General features: G+C 56.7%; 18 protein-coding genes and 1 pseudogene. 10 read left to right on the top strand and 9 right to left on the bottom strand.

The window, feature by feature from the left end:
- Positions 1-3 precede the first annotated feature (3 nt).
- From ACOQFT_RS11695 to ACOQFT_RS11685, 3 genes are read right to left on the bottom strand one after another with little or no spacing between them, the layout of a single operon-like run.
- On the bottom strand, positions 4-1608 hold the full coding sequence (locus ACOQFT_RS11695) for a 5-guanidino-2-oxopentanoate decarboxylase (protein ID WP_421598096.1): 1605 nt from the start codon (positions 1606-1608) through the stop codon (positions 4-6).
- Entirely contained in the window at positions 1605-2789 is a 1185-nt protein-coding gene (locus ACOQFT_RS11690) for a pyridoxal phosphate-dependent aminotransferase (RefSeq protein ID WP_421598095.1), read from the bottom strand. The genes ACOQFT_RS11695 and ACOQFT_RS11690 overlap by 4 nt, the downstream gene beginning before the upstream one ends.
- Positions 2786-3442, bottom strand: a complete 657-nt coding sequence (locus ACOQFT_RS11685) for a TetR family transcriptional regulator C-terminal domain-containing protein (protein WP_421598094.1) — start codon at positions 3440-3442, stop codon at positions 2786-2788. Before ACOQFT_RS11685 ends, ACOQFT_RS11690 begins: the two co-directional genes overlap by 4 nt.
- Before the next feature lie 77 nt (positions 3443-3519).
- Here ACOQFT_RS11685 and ACOQFT_RS11680 point away from each other — a divergent pair, with 77 nt between their 5' ends.
- The 6 genes from ACOQFT_RS11680 to ACOQFT_RS11655 all read left to right on the top strand — a co-directional run bounded on the left by ACOQFT_RS11680 (position 3520) and on the right by ACOQFT_RS11655 (position 7989).
- Positions 3520-4317, top strand: coding sequence for an ABC transporter ATP-binding protein (locus ACOQFT_RS11680; protein WP_421598093.1), 798 nt, complete (start codon positions 3520-3522; stop codon positions 4315-4317).
- A 40-nt stretch (positions 4318-4357) separates the two neighbouring features.
- The gene (locus ACOQFT_RS11675; RefSeq protein ID WP_421598092.1) at positions 4358-5122 is read left to right on the top strand and encodes a transporter substrate-binding domain-containing protein; all 765 of its coding nucleotides are present in this window, start codon (positions 4358-4360) and stop codon (positions 5120-5122) included.
- A 9-nt stretch (positions 5123-5131) separates the two neighbouring features.
- The gene (locus tag ACOQFT_RS11670; RefSeq protein WP_421598091.1) at positions 5132-5884 is read left to right on the top strand and encodes an ABC transporter permease; all 753 of its coding nucleotides are present in this window, start codon (positions 5132-5134) and stop codon (positions 5882-5884) included.
- Positions 5881-6669 carry an ABC transporter permease gene (locus tag ACOQFT_RS11665; RefSeq protein WP_421598090.1) on the top strand — a complete coding sequence of 263 codons (789 nt, stop codon included), beginning with the start codon at positions 5881-5883 and terminating at the stop codon, positions 6667-6669. Before ACOQFT_RS11670 ends, ACOQFT_RS11665 begins: the two co-directional genes overlap by 4 nt.
- 355 nt (positions 6670-7024) lie before the next feature.
- Positions 7025-7216 carry a hypothetical protein gene (locus ACOQFT_RS11660; protein ID WP_421598089.1) on the top strand — a complete coding sequence of 64 codons (192 nt, stop codon included), beginning with the start codon at positions 7025-7027 and terminating at the stop codon, positions 7214-7216.
- Between the two features lie 332 nt (positions 7217-7548).
- Positions 7549-7989: an HIT family protein gene (locus tag ACOQFT_RS11655; protein ID WP_421598088.1), complete on the top strand. Its 441-nt coding sequence runs from the start codon at positions 7549-7551 to the stop codon at positions 7987-7989.
- 33 nt (positions 7990-8022) lie between these two features.
- Here the strand turns inward: ACOQFT_RS11655 and fghA are convergent, their stop codons facing one another.
- Positions 8023-8856, bottom strand: a complete 834-nt coding sequence (fghA, locus tag ACOQFT_RS11650; RefSeq protein ID WP_421598110.1) for an S-formylglutathione hydrolase — start codon at positions 8854-8856, stop codon at positions 8023-8025.
- A 72-nt stretch (positions 8857-8928) separates the two neighbouring features.
- Entirely contained in the window at positions 8929-10047 is a 1119-nt protein-coding gene (locus tag ACOQFT_RS11645) for an S-(hydroxymethyl)glutathione dehydrogenase/class III alcohol dehydrogenase (RefSeq protein ID WP_421598109.1), read from the bottom strand.
- A gap of 187 nt (positions 10048-10234) precedes the next feature.
- On the opposite strand from ACOQFT_RS11645, the gene ACOQFT_RS11640 reads away from it, so the two are divergent.
- Positions 10235-11161, top strand: a complete 927-nt coding sequence (locus ACOQFT_RS11640) for a LysR family transcriptional regulator (protein WP_421598087.1) — start codon at positions 10235-10237, stop codon at positions 11159-11161.
- A complete protein-coding gene (locus tag ACOQFT_RS11635) occupies positions 11158-12063 on the top strand; it encodes a bestrophin family protein (protein WP_421598086.1) in 906 nt (301 codons plus the stop codon). Before ACOQFT_RS11640 ends, ACOQFT_RS11635 begins: the two co-directional genes overlap by 4 nt.
- A 251-nt stretch (positions 12064-12314) precedes the next feature.
- Here the strand turns inward: ACOQFT_RS11635 and ACOQFT_RS11630 are convergent, their stop codons facing one another.
- Together ACOQFT_RS11630 and ACOQFT_RS11625 are read right to left on the bottom strand one after the other, a co-directional pair.
- On the bottom strand, positions 12315-13034 hold the full coding sequence (locus tag ACOQFT_RS11630; protein ID WP_421598085.1) for a 5-formyltetrahydrofolate cyclo-ligase: 720 nt from the start codon (positions 13032-13034) through the stop codon (positions 12315-12317).
- Positions 13035-13240: 206 nt separating this feature from the next.
- Positions 13241-14386, bottom strand: coding sequence for an HPP family protein (locus ACOQFT_RS11625; protein ID WP_421598084.1), 1146 nt, complete (start codon positions 14384-14386; stop codon positions 13241-13243).
- Positions 14387-14778: 392 nt separating this feature from the next.
- Here ACOQFT_RS11625 and ACOQFT_RS11620 point away from each other — a divergent pair, with 392 nt between their 5' ends.
- On the top strand, positions 14779-16014 hold the full coding sequence (locus ACOQFT_RS11620) for a multidrug effflux MFS transporter (RefSeq protein WP_421598083.1): 1236 nt from the start codon (positions 14779-14781) through the stop codon (positions 16012-16014).
- Positions 16015-16460: 446 nt separating this feature from the next.
- Positions 16461-16655, top strand: coding sequence for a hypothetical protein (locus ACOQFT_RS11615; protein ID WP_421598082.1), 195 nt, complete (start codon positions 16461-16463; stop codon positions 16653-16655).
- A 151-nt stretch (positions 16656-16806) separates the two neighbouring features.
- Here ACOQFT_RS11615 and ACOQFT_RS11610 read toward each other — a convergent pair.
- Together ACOQFT_RS11610 and ACOQFT_RS11605 are read right to left on the bottom strand one after the other, a co-directional pair.
- A pseudogene (locus tag ACOQFT_RS11610) lies at positions 16807-16995 on the bottom strand (IS5/IS1182 family transposase); the annotation flags it as partial.
- A 257-nt stretch (positions 16996-17252) separates the two neighbouring features.
- Complete coding sequence (locus tag ACOQFT_RS11605; protein WP_421598081.1) at positions 17253-18659, bottom strand: sodium:solute symporter family protein; 1407 nt, start codon at positions 18657-18659, stop codon at positions 17253-17255.
- Between the last annotated feature and the right edge of the window lie 441 nt (positions 18660-19100).

Genomic DNA, 19100 nt, shown 5'->3' with positions numbered 1-19100 from the left:
TGTTCAATCTTTCCGGGGTTCGAATTTCGGGGCGGTGACTTCGATCATTGAAGGCCCATCAATGTGAGTTGCCGCGCGCAGCACCTGCGCGATGGCATCGGGTTCGAACGAAGCCGATGAGAATGGAATGCCGAATGACTTGGCAGTTGCTGCAAAATCGGGGGGCGAGGGATCGCACCCGATGACTGTTACGCCGACATTCTGCATTGATGTGGCAATCTCTCGATATCCGTGGTTGTTCCAGATCATGAAAGTGACGGGCAGGTTTTCGTCCACCGCGGCCATGATTTCGGGTAATGAAAACTGGGCCCCGCCATCGCCGACGATGCAAATCACCCGGGCCGTGGGATCGGCGATTGCTGCACCAATGGCGGCAGGTATCCCGTATCCGAGTGCCCCGTATCCTGTTGCCGCGTTGAACCAGCCACCGGCCCGGTCATGATCGTAGTAAAGGTTTCCGGCGTAAATCGGCTGGGTCGAATCCCCGACGATCAACGCAGCGGGTACAGCGTCGCGTATCGCATTGAGTACCTCGACCTGAAGACGATAATCAGCGCCAATTTCGTTCCACGCGGCGGCACGTGAAAGCGCGGCGCGTTTTGCGCCTCCGCTCTTTTTCTTCGCGGCAGGCAAAGCTGCAAGAAGCGCGGGGATAACCATGTCTACGTCGTCGTGAATGGTAAGATCAGCCTTGTGTCGGGAAAGCTGATCACGGCATCGGTCTACTCGGATCAATCCTGACATCGCAGAAATCTGGCCGGTTGCGTACATGTCAAAATCGGTCGGCCCAAGTTCGGTACCCAAGGCCAGCACACAATCAGCGTCTTCGATCAACTCACGTACGCTGTTCAGACTGGGACTGGCAGGTACGATCAGAGGATGCCCATGCATCAGGCCTCGTGCGTTCACGGTCTGCACTATGGGTGCATCCAGTGTTTCAGCCAGCTCGCGCAGACCGGTTTCAACGCGCTTGGCGCCGCCGCCCGTCAGAATGACAACTCTCTGTGCCTCAGCCAAACGCACCGCTGCCTGCTGGATCAAATTTGGGTCTGCCAGCGACACCGGAGCAGGTGGTACACTTGGCGCAGCAGCGTATTCGGCTGCTGCAACGTCTAACGGAACCTCAATATGTGCCGGTCCGGGTCGCCCGCTGGCCAGCCGATGGAAGATACGATCCACGACCGGGTCCAGTTCACTTGCGTCCGAGATTTGCTCAGACATCAGCGCCACCGTTTGGGCAAGTCCCAGTTGGTCAGGCAGTTCGTGCAGATGACCGAAGCCCTTTCCAAGCGATGCAGTTGTATTGACCCCGGACACGACCAGCATCGGCACTGAATCCGCCCGGGCCTGCGCCATGGGCGTCAACGTATTCGTCAAGCCCGGGCCGGTGATGACAAAGGCTACGCCCGGTTTTCCCGATGCGCGCGCATAACCATCGGCCATAAATCCAGCACCTTGTTCGTGCCTGGGGGTCACATGACGTATGCCCGAGTTCGCAAGACCGCGATAAAGTTCAACCGTGTGCACTCCGGGAATTCCGAATACGCAGTCCACATCCCTTCGCCGAAGCTCTGCAACAAGGGCTTCGCCTACCGTTATTCCGTTCATGCGACCTCGCATGTTTTTCTGTTGGCATGATCGATGATGCGGGTGACGGCGGTGGCAAAATCATCATCGCTGATCGTCAGGGCCACGCGCACCCAGTGTTTCAGGCTGTCTCCGAAGGCTGATCCCGGCATTACAGCTACTCCGGATTGCAGCAGGTCCCAGGCGTAGGCCTCGCCATCAAACCCGGTCGATGAAACGTTGATCAGCGCAAACATCCCAGCCTCAGGCCGGTGCACGGTAAGCCCAGTTTCCGCCTGTAAACGATCGGCTAGAAGTTTGGCCCGTTTTGAGAAACGCGCGGCCATGCCGGGCGCGACTTCAGACCCGTCACGGATCGCCTTTTCGGTCATGTCCGCGATGAAAGGTTGATTTCCAAACAGCATGGTTTCGGAGTAGGGCAGCAACGCCTCGCAAAAGGCCGCTGGTCCAACACACCAGCCGCTGCGGAACCCCGGCGCCGCATGTGACTTGGATATGGAGGCGACCCCAATGACGCGTTCCGCCAAGTCCGGATTGGCTAAGGGCGAGACAAATTTTGCACCGTCAAAGATCAGATCTTCATAGACTTCGTCGGATATGATCCACAGATCATGCGCGATCGCCAATTGCCCGATCTCGGCAATTTCTGAGGCCGTCAGGATCGCTCCGGTCGGGTTGTGGGGTGTTGTCAGCAGAATGGCGCGGCTGCGCGGAGTGATCCGGGCGGCGATATCTTCGGGCTGCATGCGAAACCCGTGTTCGGGCCGTAAGGGCACCGGTACTAAATCAGCGCCAGTCGCACGTACTACCCCTTCGTAGGTTGCATACATCGGGTCACCGACCAGAACTTCATCGCCAGTCTCGGCAACTCCGGCCATGACCGCGAACAGGGCAGTCTGGGTTCCCGGAAAGCACAAAAAGTTCTCTGGCCCGAACGCGCGTCCGCGGGAGTCTGAGTACCGCTCGGCCAGCGCGTCCAATAATCCGGCCTCGCCACGCCCGTTCGAGTACCCCGTCCGCGAAGCCCGCAATGAGGATACGGTGGTTTCGATCAGGGCGTCGGGTACTGGAACATCCGGCTCACCAATCGTCATTTCGACGATGTCCGCCCCGGCCCGGATAAGCTCGCGCGCCTTCAGGTGTACGCCCCATTTGGCGCCACCCAGGCCAGCTAAACGTTCTGTTACAGCGCTGGTTTTCATGGCTGCTCCACTTCTTTGTGCAATGGAATTCCGATTATTGCGCTGACCGATTCCAAGCCGATCTGCGCCAACTGGCCTTCGGCAAATGCATCCGGAAGCGCGCCGCCTTCAAGCCATAGGCCATCGATCACCGCATTACAGGCGATGGCAAGTTGCATCGCTTCGGATGCTTCGACCAAACGACCGCATTCCCGCAGAGCGGCGACGATCAGGGTCTCAAGATAGTCCCGGAAATAATTGTAGGTACGCTGGTGGATGCGTTGCATTTTCGGGTCATGCTGCACCTTGTTCAGAAACCCAGCCCACAAGGCAACCGCACTGGGATCAACAATTGGAGGACGCAGAGAAGCGTCAACGAAGTTCGCCAGCCGAGATAGCGCGGTGCCTTCGCCCGAAGAGGCGGCTGTCTGATCAGTCAGCGTATTCATATGATGCTCGTACGCTGCCTGAACCAGTTCCTCTTTCGATGAGAAATAGTGCCGGATCAAACCCTGGGTCACGTTCGCACGAGCAGCAATTTCACGCACAGTGGCACCCCGAACCCCCATCTCGGCGATCAAATCCAAAGTCGCCAGTATCAGCGCCTCGCGCCGATATTCTGCGGACTCACGTGTAAACTTGCGGCTGTCGTCCTGCACGTAGTGCTCATCCATGGCATGAAATTATTATACACTTGCATAATTGCGAGATTCGGGGCTTACTGCAAGCTGAAATCAGAAGATTCTTGGATATGGATACAGCCAAAGCCGTTACACCCGCAGACGATGCGACACCGAACCAAGAGGCGATAAAGGTTGAAGACCTGCATAAATCCTTCGGGCAGCTGGAGGTTCTGAAAGGCGTTTCGCTTACAGCACACAAAGGCGATGTTGTTGCGATTATCGGAGGATCAGGCTCTGGCAAATCCACCATGCTGCGCTGCATCAACTTTCTGGAAACGCCAAGTTCCGGAAAGATCACCATAGGTGGAGAACAGGTTGAGATGCACGCCGATGGCAGCCCATCCAATCGACGCCAGATTGAGCGCATGCGCACCCGGCTTGCCATGGTATTTCAGCAGTTCAATCTGTGGACCCACCGTTCGCTTCTGGAAAACGTAATCGAAGTGCCGGTGCATGTTCTGAAAGTACCAAAAGCACAGGCGATCGAACGGGCGCACGAGCTGCTCAAACGGGTGGGGCTAGGGGACAAGGCCGACACTTATCCTGCTTATCTTTCTGGCGGTCAGCAACAGCGCGCGGCGATTGCACGGGCTCTGGCGGTCGATCCCTCGGTCATGCTGTTTGATGAACCAACTTCAGCGCTTGATCCTGAACTGGTTGGTGAAGTTCTGACCGTAATTCGCGATCTTGCCGCCGAAGGGCGCACCATGTTGCTTGTCACTCACGAGATGAAGTTTGCACGGGAAGTCGCCAGCCACGTTGTCTATCTCTACGAGGGCCGCATCGAAGAGCAGGGTCCGCCTGCCGAGGTCTTTGGTAATCCTAAATCGGATCGGTTGAAGCAATTTCTCAGCTCGGTCGCATAGTCCAACAAAACAAATCACGAAACCAAAAGGGAGTATCAAAATGAACGTTAAGAAGCTGCTCGCGTCCAGTCTTGCCGCTGCGGTCCTTTCCGCTGGAATTGCCAGCGCCGAAGAGGTCAAGATCGGTATCGCCGCTGAGCCTTATCCGCCATTTGCTTCGCTGGACAGCGCGGGCAACTGGGTCGGTTGGGAGATCGACGTCATCAATGCCGTCTGCGCCGCAGCAGAGCTGGACTGCGTGATCACTCCGGTAGCTTGGGATGGTATCATTCCATCACTGACTGGCCAGCAGATCGATGCCATTATGGCCTCGATGTCGATCACAGAAGAGCGTCTGAAGTCCATTGATTTCAGTGATCCTTACTACAACACACCTGCGGTCATTGTTGCCGATAAATCGATGGATATAGAAGCGACCCCAGAATCGCTGGCGGGTAAGGTGGTCGGCATTCAGGCTTCGACCATCCATCAGGCCTATGCGCAAGAATACTTCAAGGATTCAGAGTTGCGCGTTTATCAAACTCAGGATGAAGCAAATCAGGATCTCTTTGCAGGTCGCATCGATGCCACTCAGGCCGACAGCATCGCGATGGCTGATTTTGTGAACTCGGACGCGGGTGCGTGCTGTGAAATCAAGGGTGCCGTCAAGGATGATCCTGCCATACTTGGCCGTGGGGTCGGAGCCGGTGTTCGCAAAGGGCAGGATGAACTGCGTGAAGCGCTGAACAAGGGCATCGCGGCCATTCTGGCGGATGGAACGCACGAGAACATCACCTCGAACTACTTCTCGGCCAGCATCTACTAAGCTGTCGCTGTGACCGGACTATTGGAATCACTGGGATTGGCGCAGAGTGCAGAGCTTCTGTCACTCTCGCCGCCGGGGTGGGGCGGCAATCTGCTGCGCGGGTTGTCCCATTCGCTGCAAATCGCCTTTGGCGCTTATGCGCTCGGTCTGGTGATCGGACTGTTCGGAGCATATGGAAAGCTATATGGCGGGAAGGTCACGCGCGATCTTCTCGCTATCTACACGACCGTCATCCGCGCTGTACCGGAGTTGGTCCTGATCCTGATCCTGTACTATGTGGGATCGGATATTATTAACAAAATCTCAGCCGCGATGGGCGGCGGACGGGTCGAAATCAATGGCGTCGCCGCTGGTATATGGGTGCTGGGCGTGGTTCAGGGTGCTTATGCGACCGAGATCCTGCGCGGCGCAATTCAGGCCGTTCCACCGGGTCAGATCGAAGCCGCCAAGTCCTACGGGATGCCTGCGTTCATGACCATGCGCCGCGTGACAATCCCAGCCATGATGAGTTTCGCTGTGCCGGGTCTGGCAAACCTTTGGCTGATTGCCACCAAGGATACGGCGCTGCTCGCGGTTGTGGGTTTCAATGAACTGACGTTGGAAACCCGACAAGCCGCCAGCAGCACACGCGCGTATTTCACCTTTTTTCTTGCTGCAGGTTTCCTCTATCTAATGGTCACTTTGTGCTCGGGAGCGGTCTTTGCGCGGATCGAGAAATGGGCACGTCGTGGTCAACCCTCTCTGAAAGGAGGGGGCAGATGATCGATCTTAAGTCTTTGATGCAACCGCACCGCATCGTGATGATGCTAGTGTTTGCCGGGATCGTCATATGGTGCGCCTTCTCACTGCAATGGGACTGGCTACCAAAATATGCGCCGCTTGCCCTGCAGGGTATCTGGACGACGATCTGGTTATTGGTTGTTACCGTTGTTTTGGGCTTCCTTCTTGCTGTGCCGCTAGGTCTCGCGCAGGCAATTGGCCCATGGTACCTCGCCGTCCCCGCGAAGGCCTTTTGTACAATAATCCGGGGAACGCCGCTGCTGTTGCAGCTGTGGTTGTTGTATTATGGGCTTGGGTCGCTCTTTCCTCAGTTTCCGTGGATACGATCGTCAGAGCTCTGGCCCTATCTGCGCCAGGCCTGGCCCTATGCCGTGCTGGCGCTGACCCTGTCTTACGCAGGTTATGAAGGCGAGGTCATGCGCGGGGCCTTCAAAGGAGTCGCCAAAGGTCAGTTGGAGGCTGCCAAGTCATTCGGCATGCCAAGACTGACCATGTTCCGCCGTATCTGGTTGCCGCAGGCGATCCGTAACGTGCTACCGACATTGGGCGGTGAAACTATCCTGCAGATGAAAGCAACCCCATTGGTTGCGACTATCACCGTGGTCGACATTTACGCGGTATCATCTCGCGTACGCTCGGATACTTTTATCATCTATGAGCCGCTCATACTGCTTGCGGTGTTCTACATACTGGTCGCGGGGTTGATTGCTTTGGGATTCCATTGGCTGGAAGTAAAGGTCCTTGGGACCGGAAGACAGAACTCATAGACCCCAGAACATTGTTACGAGCGGTAATTGAATCCATCGTGGGGTCGTATGTCTAATGAATGGTGCTTTCAATAGGTACTGCCAATAGCTGCGATTGCAGGCGGTGCTCATCGCCGTTTGCGGTAAAAGACTGGCATGAAAAACAAGCCTTTGTGACATACTTCGGGTTCTAGTGTTCAGGGTCGCGCCTTCCTTGATCCAATGCACGACGACGGGCGGTTCAAAACCGACCGCCAGGGTGTGCTGCGTCTTGCGCAGCTGTTTCACACCAGAGAACTGACACAGGTTTAAGTTACGGTTGAAGCCAATTGTGTAAAGCGCGACCTCGTCCGTACCCGGGACAGCGCTGTGGTGAATGAAAGGCAGCAACGTCAGCTCATCTCTGCCTTCTTGCGGTCCATTGCAGGAGAATGTGGAATCCTACGCCAATCGAGAGCTGTCGTGGTTTGCGGGCTGGATGGTTGTCCGCAAACAGCCCGACCTGCAATCTTTTGCCGATCTGTCGATGGCCGTTTTGTCCGCTCACTGCGAGTCCAAGCCCGACTAGACGCACCTGTTTTCGCCTGATTGATGGAGCACAGGCGTCAGCCCGAGGGCTGCCCCACGGCTCGAGAAGGCCTTGTCGGGCGCGGCGGACCAAGGATGCCAGGGCAGAAGCTCTTGCGCAGCAATAGCCAACAATATTGTCGTATCGAATGTCGGATCAATTGAGTTGCTCGGCTCGGACACTGGTCTAGGATCGGAAATCCCATTTGGGGACAGTCGCCCGGTTCGCCACCGATGTTGCGGCAAGCGGCAAAGCCTCCTCAAATTTGTCTTGCCGTGCGTGCTCACCGCGATAACGTGGCCCGCGTCTCTCGCTGGAAGATGGAGCCTTGGATGGCCGACACCTGTATCTTTTGCCGTATTGCCAACGCCGAGCTGCCCGCGCACAGGCTTTTCGAGGACGATCTTGTGCTTGCGTTTCTCGACCTCCACCCGATCCGCGAGGGTCACGCGTTGATTATCCCCAAACAGCATCACGCATGGTTCGAAGATCTGCCGGACCAGACCGCGGCGCGGATCATGACGGTGGGGCAGCAACTGGCGCGCGCGATGAAACTGGAATGGGGCGTGGAGCGGGTTTCGTTCTTTTACACCGGCATCCATGTGCCGCACGCCCATGCTCATGTCGTACCGATGCATCACCGCCACGATGTGACCTCGGTCCGGTATCTTGAAGACGGGAGTGAAGAGTTTTCTCTGCCCCCGAACCCCGGTGACGCGGCGCTTGCCCAGACGGCCGATCGCGTTCGCGCCCGGCTGGCAGGGGCTGCCTGAAAGACAGCCGCCAAAAAATTTGCCGGTTGCGCGCTACGCCGCCAGATGCCGGGCATGAAACTGCAGGTGGTCGTCAATGAAGCTGGCGATGAAGTAATAGCTGTGGTCGTAGCCGTCTCGCCGGTTGAGCTTCAGCGGGTAGCCGCTGCTCTGCGCCGCCGCCGCCAACATTTCCGGCTGCAATTGTTCGTCCAGGAATGGATCGGCACACCCCTGATCCACAAGTGTCGGCACGAATTGCGTGGCTTTGCGCATCAGCAGGCTGGCGTCATACTCGACCCAGGCGGAAGTATCCTCGCCCAGATAGGCTGTCAGTGCCTTTCGGCCCCAGGGGACATTGACCGGATTGCCGATTGGGCTGAAGGCCGACACGGATTGAAAGCGGCCCGGGTTGCGCAACGCCAGAACCAGGGCGCCGTGACCACCCATCGAATGACCCATGATTGAACGCGTATCGGTGACCGGAAATGTCGCCTCGACCAGTTGCGGCAGCTCGTTCAGAACGTAGTCGTACATCTGGTAGTGGCGGTTCCAGGGTGTCTGCGTCGCGTTGACATAGAAGCCAGCGCCTTGACCGAGATCATAGCCGTCGTCATCGGCAACCGCCTCGCCGCGCGGGCTGGTATCTGGTGCGACGAGGGCAATGCCAAGCTTTGCCGCGATACGCTGCGCACCCGCCTTGTGCATGAAATTCTCATCCGTGCAGGTCAGACCGGACAGCCAATAGACCACCGGCACTTTCTGCCCGTTGGCGGTTTGCGGCGGCAGGTAGATCGCAAACCGCATGTCACAGTTCAGCGCATCGGCATGGTGGGTGTAGTGCTTGGTCCAACCGCCGAAGCTTTTGTTGGCGCTTGTAATTTCCAGTGACATTTCGGGCCTCGATAGCATGTGTGCTGGCTGCGCCGGCACCGGCGCAGCCTTTGGTTTGTGGTCGTGTTACTTGTCGAAGTGAATGACGGTGCGGATGCTTTTGCCTTCGTGCATCAGGTCAAACGCTTCGTTGATGTCACCAAGGCCCATTGTATGGGTGATGAAATCGTTCAGCTTGAATTCGCCCTGCAAGTAACGCTCGACATAATCGGGCAGTTCTGACCGGCCCTTTACTCCGCCAAAGGCCGACCCGCGCCAGACGCGCCCGGTGACCAGCTGGAACGGACGGGTCGAGATTTCCTGACCGGCACCAGCAACGCCGATGACCACGGATTCACCCCAGCCCTTGTGGCAGCACTCCAGCGCCGAGCGCATGACGTTGACGTTGCCGATGCATTCGAAGGAATAGTCGACGCCGCCATCGGTCAGCTCGACGATCACGTCCTGGATCGGCTTGTCATAGTCTTTGGGATTGATGAAGTCGGTCGCGCCCAGCTTGCGGGCGAGGTCGAATTTGCTCTCGTTGATGTCGATCACGATGATCCGGCTTGCCTTGGCCATCGTCGCGCCGATTACTGCCGACAGTCCGATCCCGCCCATGCCAAAGATCGCGACTGTTGCGCCTTCTTCGACCTTGGCGGTGTTCATCACCGCGCCCATTCCGGTGGTGACGCCGCAGCCCAGCAGGCAGACCTCTTCCAGCGGTGCCTCGGGGTTCACCTTGGCCAGCGAAATCTCGGGCAGCACGGTGTATTCCGAGAAGGTCGAGCAGCCCATGTAGTGAAAAATGGGCTGACCATCCTTGTAGAACCGGGTGGTGCCGTCGGGCATCAGCCCCTTTCCTTGCGTTTCGCGGATCTTTTGGCACAGGTTGGTCTTGCCGGACTTGCAGAATTTGCACTCACCGCATTCCGGGGTGTAGAGCGGAATGACATGATCGCCAACCGCGACGCTGGTCACGCCTTCGCCAATCGATTCAACGATGCCCCCGCCTTCGTGGCCCAGAACGGCTGGAAAAATCCCCTCGGGATCGTCGCCGGACAGGGTGAAGGCGTCGGTGTGACAAACGCCGGTGGCAACGATGCGCACACGGACTTCGCCCGCCTGTGGTGGCATTACGTCGATTTCTTCGATCGACAGTGGTTGTTTCGGCCCCCAGGCGATGGCCGCCCTGGATTTGATGATGTCGGTCATACGGACTCGCTTTGCTGTTGGAACGGTTGCTTTTCCCGACCAGTCGCCGGGCATGATTGCGATGAAAGGGATTTACACTATTCCAACGCGAGGTTAATTGGCGCATTCTGCAAATCACTATTGCAAGTTCGTAACAATCAATGCGAGTTGGCAGCGCTGGGTATTGAAAGGGTATCGGGTGTTCAGTTGGGAAGGTGTCAGCGAGTTCGTGGCGGTTGCCGAGGCTGAAAGCTTTACCGCGGCTGCAAACCGTCTGGGGATATCCACCGCGCAGGTCAGCCGCCAGATCGGTGCGCTGGAAACCCGGCTGGCGGTCAAGCTGTTCTACCGTACCACGCGCAAGGTCACGATCACCGAAACCGGGCAGATCTATTACAATCACTGCCGACAGGTGCTTGACGGATTGGCCGAGGCGGAACGCGCAATCACCGATCTGCACCAGACGCCCAAGGGCCGGCTCAACCTGACGGCCCCGGTAACCTATGGCGAAAACCGGATCGCGCCGCTGATCAATGATTTTGTCGCCCGCTATCCCGAACTTGAAGTCAACCTGACGCTGACCAACCAGATGCTTGATCTCGTAGCCGAAAGCTTTGATCTGGCGATCCGGCTGGGGCAGCTTGAAGACAGTAGCATGATGGCAAAACGGCTGGCGTCGCGAACCCACCATGTCTGTGCCTCGCCCGAGTATCTCGCAGCGCGGGGCACACCGCACACATTGTCCGAGTTGGACCAGCACAACTGCCTGCAGGGAACGCTGGATTTCTGGCGGTTTCAGGAGCGGGGAAAGCCCCGGCATATTCGCGTCACCGGCAACATCCGCTGTAACAGCGGCTGGTCTCTGGTGGATGCAGCGCTGAAGGGTATCGGTATCATTCAGTTACCGGACTACTACGTTCAGGACCGGCTTGATGCGGTTGAACTGATTCCGATACTGGAACGTTACCGCGCCCCCGATGATGGCATCTGGGCGATCTACCCGCACAATCGTCATCTTTCCCCAAAAGTGCGCCTGCTGCTGGATCATCTTAGCAACGGCCTGAGTTCTCCAACTCCGGCAACAGGTGCCGAAATGCAAACCAGCAAGCAGCAGGAAAGCCCATGATCGTCCGAGAGCATCCGTCTTCATTTCAACTTTTCTTTGTCATGCAAGGGTCGGTAGTGCCAAAGATCCTCGGCAAGATTATCGGCGTTGCCTTGTTGTCCGTGATTGTATTGCTGGTGGACCGGTATGTCCTCACATTGCCGCATATCTCGATTGGGGCGATGGGTATCTTCGGCGTCGCGCTGTCGCTGTTTTTGGGGTTTCGCAACAATGCCGCCTATGACCGCTGGTGGGAGGCGCGCAAACTGTGGGGGTCGATGGTGGCAGATGTGCGCAATCTGGGGCGGCACATGTGTGTATTTGTCGGCAAGGGCGAAGATCGCAAGAAAATCCTGTCTTGCGCCGTCGCATTTGCGCATCTGCATCGTGGATTCTTGCGCGGTGTGGATGTACGCGCCGATATTGTCGGCTGGATCGGCGAAGAAAAAGCGACCGCCATGACCGCCCGCAAGAACCCTGCGGATGCGGCGCTGCGCTCAATGGCCGACCAGATCGGACAGCTCATCGAACGGGACGCAATCAGCGGTTTTGGGCAAATGACCATTTCCCAGACATTGTCCTCGCTGGCGCTGGCGCAGGCCGGGTGTGAGCGGATCGTGACTACGCCCTTGCCTTTTGTCTATTCCCTGCTGGTGCGTCGAACGACGTACCTTTATTGCTGGCTGCTGCCCTTTGCGCTGATCGAATCCACCGGCTGGTTCGCTCCGGTTTTTGCGGCGGTGGTGGCCTATGTCTTCTTTGGGTTGCAGGCAGTGACCAATGAGTTGGAACTGCCGTTTCGCAATGTGCAGAACGGCCTTCCTCTGGATGCCATGTGCCGAACAATAGAGATTTCCGTCGCCGAAGCCCTTGATCTCCCCGCGCCTGAAATTTTAACCCCGAAAAACCATGTATTGAGCTGAAGTCGGTTGAAAGAGCCAATAACGCCGATGGAAGTTCTGGATAGATTTTGAAATTCGGCACTGTCAGCATCTTCAATCAAAATCTGCCGCTTGCCGTTTGGAGCAGGCGCTACGATTGCCCTCGCGCCATTGTTGTCACCGAAGTGGATCACGAGGACGCACAAGCCGCGACGTTGCCATGGCGCGTCGCGTACTAATGGAAGTTCTCTCGGCGGTGAATATCGTAACCTGTAACTATACTGAAATATGCCTCAACGGTCCGAACCAGACTGATGGGCATCGCGACGGGCAGCGATGCCGGCTTCGGTCACAATGACATCAAGCGGGATATCGTGTGGTTGCGGGTAGATCGTTCGGAGCTCCGCCGACTGATATCCCACACCGATGCAATATGGTCGGGGCGCAAGGTTAGCCAATGTCCGATCGAAATATCCACCGCCATATCCAAGCCGGTAGCAGGTCGGGTCCCAGCCGATGACCGGTGCAAGAACGATGTCCGGTATCAACCTATCGGCACTCGGCGGTGGGACGGGAATGTTCCAGTCACCGCGCACCATCCGGGTTCCCGGCGCCCACCTGCGAAAAACCAGCGGTGCGGCTTTCTGTTCGACAATTGGAAGAGCAATTATGCATCCGGCTTCATGTAACTGTGTCATCAGCGGTCGTAGGTCGGGTTCGGCCTTGATGGGCCAGTATGCCGACAGCACACGGCCGCAAGCGCCATCAAACCGCTCATCAAGAAAGTCACTCAGGTTACGACACAACGTCTGCCCGACCTGGCGCCGCATCTCGACAGACAAGGTGTGGCGCGCGTTCCGCAGACGGGTACGCTCTGCCCGGCGCCACCGCGCCACATCGCGTTCCTGTTCGGGATCAGATGCCATCGGGTCGAAATAGTTGGGCGCAATCTCATGTGCCATGCAGGGTGACGATGCATATTGGCCTTGCCGGTCTTCATCTGCGCTGCTCATGGTATTCTCCATATTTGTCCGAGCAAATGAGGTCAGCCCTGCGTGCTTTGCATCTGTGAACACGCCAAATCGAATTTTGCATCTCAGCAGTAGACTATCGACATCACGACTTCAATTTCGCCGCCATTTTCTCATAGATGGCCTGTCCGTCGATGACGTCTTATCCGAAAAATCCGCACCAACCAGAGTCGCCGATTGCCGGCGGATCATCCGCTTCGAACGGCGGCGCGTGCCAATGCGGCGATCAGGTCTGTCCGCGTGACAATCCCGACAATGCGTCCGTGTTCGAGGACGGGGACGGCGTCGACATCCTCAATCGCCATCATCGGAAGCAGCACCCCAAGGGGTGAACTTGTCGTCACGCGCGGGCCTGCCACCGCCATGATGTCACCCGCAGTCACAGGCATCTCCGTTTTGGGTTCCAATAATCGATTGAGTGTCGAAAAAAAGCCACGCTTCAACCTGAGCGCCTCTTCACGGGCCTGTCCGATCAGATGCATCTGAAAAATGACGCCCAGAAACTTTTCGTCGTTCCCGACGACAGGAAGCGAGGTGAACCTGTGCTTTTTGAACAGGTCGGCCACCTCTCCGAGCGCCGCCTCGGGGCCCACTGTGATCAGGCTGGAGGACATGACATCTTTTGCCGTCAAAGGGGCGGTTACATGCGTTGCCGCCTGCAGTTCTGCGGCGCCGATCAGGCGTGCCAGATCCTCGACCCCCAGGTTGAATGAGTGCTGGTATCGTTCCAGAATGCCAGCAAGTTCTTCTTCGGACAGGCCAAGGCGCTCCGAGGGGTTTCTGTCTTCTGTTTGACTGTTACTCGGATCGTCGAATTGCCGGAATGGATAATGACGTCCAGTGATCCGGGCATAGATTGTCGCAAGGACAACAAGTGCACAGGTTCCGACCGCGACCGGTGCAAGCGCAAACCAGAACCCCAACTTTGCGATGGCCTCGGGATTCAGTGCCGCTGTCATGGCGACGGCTCCCGCTGGCGGATGAAGCGCCCGGCACAGGATTGTTGCGGTAATGGCAAGTCCGACCGCAAGCGCAATACGTAGCACCGGGTCAGCGACTGTCATGCAAACAGCCACGCCGACAAGTGCCGCCACCGTATTACCGACAATGGCCGACCAAGGCTGTGCAAGTGGGCTGTTTGGGACAGCAAACAGCAAGACGGAGGTCGCCCCGAAAGGGGCCACGAGGTAGAGGCCCATTTCCAGATCGGCGCCCGGAGACAGAAGGAAAAGCCCCGTCAACCCAAGGCCCACAAGAGCGCCCAGGCCCGCACGCACCGCTTCAATCGGTGAAACGCGGGAAACAGCTGGCCCGAGAGATCTGAAAATAAACACGACGCAGGCCCCATCCAATTTCTTCTGTGCAAAGTTTCAGCAGAATGCGAAAAGTTCAACTACGGGTTTCAGGGATCAAAAACTTAGTGGCGCACCATATTTCGCAACAAGTCGACCTTGTACCAGGTATTCCGATTGTGCAGGTTAAACTTCGCGATCCCGACGACAACCACATCCACGTATGTTTTGACGCTTGAGGCGAACCCAAACGCACCAATCGAGGCGGGTGGACGTGAGGCTTTTTCTGGAGGCATGAGCGCTTGACAGCGCTAACGAAAAACCTCATGCCTGGTTCCAAAGTGAGACATAGTGATTTTGCGCCGGGCTTTCCGCGAGTTCGGTAATTTTTGGCCGGTTTTGACGGCCGCACCAGCTTGGAAAGACGAAACAAGATGAAACCCAGCGCATATGCCGGGGGCGAAACTTGCGCTCTGCCGGAACCTGAACAGCAATTTGGCCTGAAGCCCGGCTTCTACGTCCTGGGAGCAATCCTTGGCCTTCTGTCGGCGATCAGCCCGTTCGCCATTGACATGTATCTGCCATCGATGCCGCAGATGGCGCGGGACCTCGCCGTCTCGGAGACCGCGTTTCAGGTCACTCTGGTCGCGTATTTCGCATCCTTCGGCATCACTCAGCTGATCTACGGACCATGGGCAGACAGCATCGGGCGCCGGGTGCCGATGCTGGTGGGGCTGGCTATCTTTATCGCTGCAAGTTTTGGTGCCGCGACAGCCGATACACTGACGGAACTTGCGGTCTGGCGGTTCATTCAGGGCGCGGGAGGGTCCGCGGCCATGGTGGTTCCCCGCGCCATCGTACGGGACCGGTATACCGGCATTCAAGCCACCCGCCTGATCGCCATCGTCATGCTGGTGATCTCGACCTCTCCGATGCTTGCGCCGCTTGTCGGCAGCTTCGTCACCGATTTTTTTGGCTGGAGGGGGATCTTCATCTCTCTCGGCGTTGCAGGTGCAGTCGGAGCTTTTCTGCTTTTGATGTGTCTGCCTGAGACACTTGAAGAGAAAAACAAGACCCCGGCACGGGTGGGTGACATCTGGCGCAGCGTTCGCCGCCTGCTGAAGGACCCGACCTACATGTCGCTGGTTCTGCTCAGCGGGTTTGGCATCGGAAGTTTCTTTGTCTTCCTAGCCTCGGCTGCGTTTGTTTATACCGGTCAGTTCGGCCTGACACCCAAGCAGTTCTCGATCGCGTTTGCCGTGAACGCCATCGGGTTTTTCTCGGCGTCACAGATGGCAGCCGGTCTGGCGCAACGCTGGAGCATGCAAAAGGTCTGTTTCATCGGTGCAACCGGTTTTGCCCTGTTTACCGCTTTGCTCTTTGTTCTCATGCAGGTCGGCTTTCAGTCATTGGCGGTTCTGACCGTTTGCCTGTTCCTCGGCAATGCGTTCCTGGGGCTGGCGATCCCGACCTCGGGCGTCCTGGCGCTGGAAGATAACGGCGATATTGCGGGAACCGCGTCATCGTTGATGGGCACGTTGCAGATGCTGTGTGGCGTGGTCACCATCGCGGTCAGTGCTCCGTTTTTTGACGGCACGGTGGTTCCGCTGACGGCTTCCATCGCCGTGTGTGGGGTTTTGGCGTTCCTGTTCTCGCTCAGGCTTCGCTGATACCGACAGGGGTGGACGGTTCCTAGGAACCGCCAGCACTGGACAATTGTGCCATTGGAGGGTATCCAGCTTGTCCGGTTCTCGGTTACAGGCCTCGAGCAATTCCCTGACAAACATGGCGGGTAGGCCCTCATTGGCACGGGACGTCAGCTTGAGAAATCCATGCGAAACTCTGTCGGGTTTCGGTGGGCTGGCTTGATTTCGCGACGGTGTCTTTTGGGCCCGTCCTGGGTGACGTGGTCAAACAAACCGATCCGGCATGGGGTCGATGAATATTGCGGGCCACCGCATATCGAACGGTTGTATCGCCGAGCCGAGGCCAGTCTATTGCGCGGCTTCCGGAAATTTATGTTGCGAGAATGGTGCCAGAACCTTGGGTTGTTATGGGCGGTCTTTGTTGGAAAGACACGCTGATTGAAAACAGATAGTTAGGAGGAGGAGAGCAAATGAAGCAAGCGATCAAGAAGGAATTGACCCGGTTGGGCGCGACAAATCCGCTGAATACAATTGACCCCGAGCGGGTCCGGTCCAATCTGACCGCGGATTCGGCCCAGTTTGCTGACGCCCTGTCCGAATTGACTGGCTTCGAGCGCGTCGGAATGGTTTCCGGGGAAATATACCTGCGCTTGGAACTGGACTGATTGATTGCCCGGACGACCAGAAATGCCCGGGCGTTTCTGACCATTTGAGGTTTAGAGGATTCTCGCAGTTGGAGTTCTGCGGTCGCACTCTATCGGGAATGGGAAGCGGGTCGCCTCAACACAATGTATTTCCAGAGTTTCTGCGTGAGCACCTGGTGCGTCCAATCAGACGTCCACGCTCCCCCTTTTCAGCCGAAGGCTTGAGGTCGTTTGATGTGCCTTCAGATAAGGTGCGTCGATCATGATCGCCTTGTGATCGGAATGCTCAGCGGCAAGCCCTTCCACAATCCGGGCAAACACCCTTGTCGCTATAGCGCTTCCAGCGGCTATAGAGCGTCTGCCACAGGATCTGGTCGCCAATCAGCGCCGCGAGGATCAAAGCGAGCAACGTTGTCCGCGCAGCGGCTCCGCCCTACGCCTGCAGTGAACTCGCGCGTCAAACCAAGAATGACAAGAATTGCAAAAAAGCGGGTTCAAAAGCGCAGAAAGAGCACTGAAATTAGGGGCGCAGAAACCTGAGTTTCCGCCTTGAACACGTCCGCGGTCAGGAACTAAGGGCACCGCGACATCGGTTACAGCAGATAGCTTTTGACTAAGTTAGTTCTTGCGTGAAAAGATTAGCGTCATTGTCAGAAACACTACAGCCGAAACAATAAAGCCAGTAGAGGCTAGGCCCAGCGGATGAAACGGGCTGTCTCCAGTATAATAAACGTAGATCATAGCTGACAGGCCGCTGGTTTGTGTGATGATAACACCCATGGCGCTTGTTTTTTTCCAAACCGCACCGAGCAATGGCCACAGCGCCAGTGTCGCGATCGATGCGCTTAATGTGACCAAGGGAACAATCGTTCGTGTGCCGAAGTCGGTCACCGCAATCGAAATCGCCAGGGCCATAATGAGCAAAACCAGACCTCGCGAAACTGCGGTATTATGCACTTCGTCTCCAGATCGTGCCGGTTGTGACAGGAAATCGCGCGACAAGATTGATCCGGAAGTCAGGACAATGCTGTCTATCGTACTCATGGCGAGGGCAAATATTGCGACGACTAGAATAGTCCCACCAACTGGCCACAGCGCGCTCAACGCGGCCGGTACCAAGCGATCCGGATCGATTTGAACATCGCCGAAATGCACTGTCGCGGCCATCGCTGTAGCCAGGATGCAAAGTACGACAATAGAATAGGACAGACAACTCATGGTAGCGACGTACCGGATTCGAGTTTCCGTTCGTGCCATCAACAGGCGCTGGAACATGTGCGGCCAGAGAAAGAACGCAAATGACCAGGACAGGCAATTGTCTATGAAAGGCGGTAAATTGTCCGCGGAGAAAACGAGCTTTTCCGGCATAGACAGGCTAATTTGGGTGAGAACCTCAACTACTCCCCCTTGCGCACTGATCAGAACAACAGCGGCGGCAAGTAGGAATAAGAGGAGGATGATGCCCTGCAGAACATCGCTCGCGACAACGGCTCTTGCACCACCAAAGAACACGTAGATCGCGATAGCGAGCGCACAACTCATCACTCCAGTTTCAAACGGGATTTGGCCGCCGGAAACACCGGCGAGAATTTTGCCGACGCCGACAATCTGTGCGGCCAGGAACGGGAGCAGCGACAGAAGTCCCAACAGGGCGGCAAACAACTGAACAGTGCGGGATCCGTATTGACGGCCGAAATACTCCGCCTGGGTGACAATTCCACCTTGGCGTCCTTGCTTGGCGATCGTCGGTCCAAAGGACCAAACGAGTGCCGACGTCACAAAAACTGCAACAAACATCTGCGAGAATAGAACACCGCCAGTGTAGAATAGCGATGGGGTTCCGGTGACTGCGAGAGCATTCACCGCGGAGGCGACGAGGGTGGCCGTCAGGGCAAACATGCCGATATCGCGGTCAGCGAGATAAAAACTCTCCATCGTTTCGCGACGCTTTGTTCTCGCCCAAAAAGCAACGCCGATATGCGCCAAAAAAAAAGCCGCCAGAGCGTAGCTGGTAGCTGAGTTCATAGAAATTGACTACCCGAGTGAACAGGCATTTCACCAAATTGCTCCTGACGGGTCCTCAAAATTTCATTGTAGTTACCGAACTCACAATCACCCAAGATGACGGTTTGAGTCGCCTCAGGTGTCCCGGCCAGGTGCTCGCGCGAAAGGCCCAACCATCGGAAGGGAAGAAACCGTTTCAGATTGCAGTCTCGATTTGCTTTGAAGGGTTCGAACAATCTCAAAATACTGTTTTCGCTGTTTTCGATGAGCTCTATCGATGATTTTGGCTTAGTAAGACTGAAACTCATATCGTCCTCGGCGGCTTGCACGGTTCCAACTTAACTTACAAGAAGCTTGCATGGTTTCGGTCAGCCAAGAAACTTCCCGTCTCTTGGGCGCCATGCTGGAGCAACCTGTAAGACAATGGCTAAGGTGCGGCATTTGTAGTCGGTCCCAAAGGTA

Source organism: Ruegeria sp. MALMAid1280 (genome assembly GCF_049195285.1).
Taxonomy (GTDB): Bacteria; Pseudomonadota; Alphaproteobacteria; order Rhodobacterales; family Rhodobacteraceae; genus Ruegeria.
This window is presented reverse-complemented; position numbering and strand designations above follow the sequence as displayed.